The sequence below is a fragment of the Rhodovibrio sodomensis genome (genome assembly GCF_016583645.1).
GTDB classification, from domain to species: domain Bacteria; phylum Pseudomonadota; class Alphaproteobacteria; order Kiloniellales; family Rhodovibrionaceae; genus Rhodovibrio; species Rhodovibrio sodomensis.
Map to the genome: position 1 here is coordinate 1 of NZ_NRRL01000207.1, position 3,854 is coordinate 3,854.

Sequence of the window (3,854 nt, forward strand, 5' to 3'; positions counted from 1 at the left end):
TGGCCAAGGATGTCGAGGCAACCATCACCAGTGCGGTCGCGTGGGTGCTGATCGCCCACATCCGCCTGCTCACAAGGCGGCTCGCAAGACCTTGATACGAAACAACTCATTCCCGGCCAGACTCTAACGCCTCTATCACTTCTGCTGCCCTCACGCTCCAAGGGGCGAATAGTACTGACTTTACGTTTAAGGTTGGTACGGGCGTCTCTTCCGGTGAGGACGAAATCACTGTGACGCTGTCTTCGATTTCTAGTGGAGCTCTGGGAATTGGAGGCTCCGACATCTCCACCAAAGAGAACGCCGACCTCGCGTCCACTGCCGTGACGTCGGCGATCGACTCGCTTCAGGCTGCCAGATCCGACATCGGTGCGGCTCAGAATCGCCTGGACTTCGCGGCTCAGAACGTCGAGCTGACCCGCGAGAACCAGGAGGCGGCCCGCTCTGAGTTGGAGGACCTGAACGTCGCCAAGGCGATCACCGAGTTCTCCCAGCAGCAGCTGCTGGTCCAGGCGGGCACCTCGACCCTGTCGCAGGCCAACCAGCTGCCGCAGAACCTGTTGCAGCTGTTCCGGTAAACGGACCTCGGCGATCTTGGGGAGGGAGCCGCGCGCTCCCTCCTCTTCCCCGACCGCTTCTAATCTGTTTACCCGACAGTCTCGGCCTGCTGCTTGCTGCACCCAGCGGCAGACCCAGACTGTCGTGCGTGAGCCGATCCTGCGCGCGATTCCAGGCCCGTGTCGTCTCCAAACGGGCAAGCGATCCGGCATCCCAACCGGCAAACGGTCGGTCCGTGGGTGCCGAGATTTGAACGGAGGACACGAGCATGGATGTCTCGGCACTAGCCATCCCCCTGGACCCCGCCGCGGGCGGACGGGGCGCCGACAACAGTGCAGGACAGCTTCACGGGAAGCCCGCGCGCATCACCGGTGCAGGCGGCGGAAGCAACGACCTCGCCCGTGCGCTCGCCGCGGAACTCGGCGACGGCCCTGTCGGCCGGACCAGCGAGCTGCGCCTTCGCGTCGACGAAGACCTGCAGCAGGTGATCGCCACCGTCGTCGACACCGAGACCGGCGATGTCGTCAAGTCCTATCCGCCGGAGGCGGTGATCTCGGCAGCGAAGAAGCTGAAGGCGATGCTGGGTCAGATCCTGGATCGCAACGTCTGACGTGACGCGGGCCGCCCTGACGGCCCTGTAAAAGGAACTGGGTTATGGTCGACGCGCTCGGCGGCAGTGTCCGTGTGGATTCCAACGGCCGCACCACGGTAACCGGTGCCGGCTCCGACATCGACTTCGGGGCGACGGTCGAGAAGATCGTCGAGGCGAAGCGCCGGCCGGCCGTGCGCCTGGAGAACCGGATCGCCGAGAACCAGGTCAAGGTCGACGCGATGACCGACCTGCAGAACCGGCTCAGCACGCTGCAGCAGGCGGCGGACCAGCTGCGCGGCAAGCCGACGTTCGACAACAGCGGCAACGTGTTCGAGGCGAAGGAAGGCTTCCTGACCGCAACCCGGAACGACAGCCTGCAGGCCTCGACCGCCACCAGCATCATGACGGCGAACGTCGAGAACGCCGCCCAGCCCGGCAGCTATGACCTGGAAGTCCTGCGCACGGCCCAGGGCCAGCAGGTCGCGGGCGGTTCCGTCGCCAGCGCGTCGACGGCTCTGGACAGTGTGGACAATCTCGGCGGGTCGTTCACCGGCGGGACCTTCACGGTCAACGGCCGCAAGGTCGCGGTCGCGGCGACCGACAGTCTCCTGGACGTCCGCGACAAGATCAACGCGGCCAACAGCGGCAACAACGCCACCGGCGTCAACGCCCAGGTCGTCTCGATTTCCGACAGCGAGGCGATCCTGACCCTGACCGCCGAGACGCCGGGCGAGACGATCGGTCTGGAGGAGACGGGCGGTAGTCCGCTTCGAGATCTCGGCATCATCGTCGACGATGGTAGCGGAACCGGCGACTTCAAGAACGAGCTGCGCCAGGCCGAAAGCTCGATCTTCCGGATCAACGGGCTGAGTGACGGCAGCGTGTCGGAAAGTGACGCGTTCAACGTCGATCCGAAAGCCGACAATCTGCAAGCTATCGACGGTTTCGGGCTGACGGGTGACCAGACCCTCTCGTTCAAGGTCGACAACGGGGTCGAGCCGCGGACGATCACCCGGACCTACGATACCGCAGGTACCAGCCTGCAGGACATAGCGGCCGACGTGAACGACAACGTCTTCGGGGTGTCGGCGCGTGTGGTGACAGAGTCCGACGGCACCTCACGGCTTGAATTCAACGCTGAGAAGACGGGCGCCGAACAGCGCTCACAGTCTCTCACCCTCGCGCCTGGCGACGCGCTCTCCAACCTGAGCGAAGTCGAGGCCGCTGAAGCGTTCGATCTCGAAATCACCAACTACGGTGCTGGAGGCACCGCGCCGCAAAGCAAAACACTCTCCTTTACCGGCGCAAACAGCCTACAGGAGATCGCGAACGTGATCACGGCCGACACGGACCTGAAAATGAGCGCGAAGGTGACCGGAAACGGAACGGAATCGCGGCTCGAGATCGCCTCCAACGATGGCGGCAAGGTCTCGGTCATCGACGCCTCCGGCGACCTGACACCTACACTCGGTCTCAGCCCGGACAACGACGTGCCCTCACTCGCGGTCAGCGACGCGTTGGCAACCGAGCTCGGGATCGGCGTCGCCGACGCGGTCAGTCGGAAGACCAACACGGTCGACGATCTGCTCGGCGGCAGCACGATCAATCTGTACAAGGCTGAGCGCGGCACCGACATCCAGTTCGACATCGAACGCGACCAGGATGCTGTAAACACGGCGATCCAGGACTTCGTCACCGCCTACAACGAGGTCAAACAGTTCATCAATGCCCAGCGCCTGGAAACGCCGCTGGAAGGCCAGGATCCGGACGCCGAGAACAGCGTGGTGGGTGCCCTGCGCGGTGAGGCCATACTCCGCCAGGTCGAGCAGCGGCTGAGCGGTTTCCTCGCGAATGGCGCCCGGAACAGCACCGGCGAGTTCTCCGTACTCGCCCAGGCCGGGATCCAGTTCGTCGACAACGAGAAAATCAATGATGCGACCCTTGAAGACACGTTGCAGATCGATCCACAGAAACTGAACGACCGGCTGCTGAACGACTTTGACGACCTGAGCAAGCTGTTCCAGTTCGGCTTTTCCTCCGACAACAGCAACCTGCAGATGACCGGCTACACCGGCGCGACCAGCGCCGTCGACGCGAACCTGGAGATCACAGCCACCGACGGCGTGGTCGATGCGGTCAGCGTGAACGGCACAAACGTCGATATCGAGCAGAACGGGAGCCGCTTCACCATCAAGGACGGGCCGCTCACGGGGCTCAGCCTCCTGTTCAGCGGCACCGGCACCGGGGCCGTCACCGAAACCGTGTCGATCTCGACCAGCGACGGCATCGGGAGCGCGGCGTTTTTCGACGCCGATAAACTCAGCAACAACCGGCCGCGCGACGGGATCATCCAGTCGGAAATCGACCGGGTCATCGGGCGGAACGACCGGACCGGCCTCAACGACCGTTTGCAGGACCAGGTCGACCGGATCGATCGCAGCCTGGAACGCGAGCGCGAGGCCCTGACGCGCCAGTTCATAGCCATGGAGCAGGCGCTGCTCGAGCTGGAGTCGGCGCGCGACCGTCTGAGCCAATTCGCGGCGTCCCTTTCCAACGGCGATTAACGCCCTGTCAAAACGCCTATACCCCTAACCTTCCAAAACCCGAAAATCTTGGTGGGTTATAATGCGGAAGTTGTCGGACACCTGTTCGCGGAATGCTTTCCATTCTCTTGGAATAGTCTCTCGGAAGAACGCCAGGATGGCGT

At 63.6% G+C, this 3,854-nt stretch carries 3 protein-coding genes and 1 pseudogene; all 4 read left to right on the forward strand.

The window, feature by feature from the left end; genetic code table 11:
* Positions 1–95, forward strand: a pseudogene (locus CKO28_RS26950) (IS5/IS1182 family transposase); the annotation flags it as partial.
* Between the two features lie 225 nt (positions 96–320).
* Complete coding sequence (locus CKO28_RS26955) at positions 321–575, forward strand: flagellin (protein WP_200344473.1); 255 nt, start codon at positions 321–323, stop codon at positions 573–575.
* A gap of 248 nt (positions 576–823) precedes the next feature.
* Positions 824–1,165: a flagellar protein FlaG gene (locus tag CKO28_RS26960; RefSeq protein ID WP_200344475.1), complete on the forward strand. Its 342-nt coding sequence runs from the start codon at positions 824–826 to the stop codon at positions 1,163–1,165.
* A gap of 44 nt (positions 1,166–1,209) precedes the next feature.
* Entirely contained in the window at positions 1,210–3,711 is a 2,502-nt protein-coding gene (gene fliD, locus CKO28_RS26965; RefSeq protein ID WP_200344484.1) for a flagellar filament capping protein FliD, read from the forward strand.
* Positions 3,712–3,854 lie beyond the last annotated feature (143 nt).

What these genes read in the sequence shown, in the direction of transcription:
- CKO28_RS26960 (WP_200344475.1), top strand. Translation starts at nt 824, where the DNA reads ATGGATGTCTCGGCACTAGCCATCCCCCTGGACCCCGCCGCGGGCGGA.
- fliD (WP_200344484.1), top strand. Translation starts at nt 1,210, where the DNA reads ATGGTCGACGCGCTCGGCGGCAGTGTCCGTGTGGATTCCAACGGCCGC.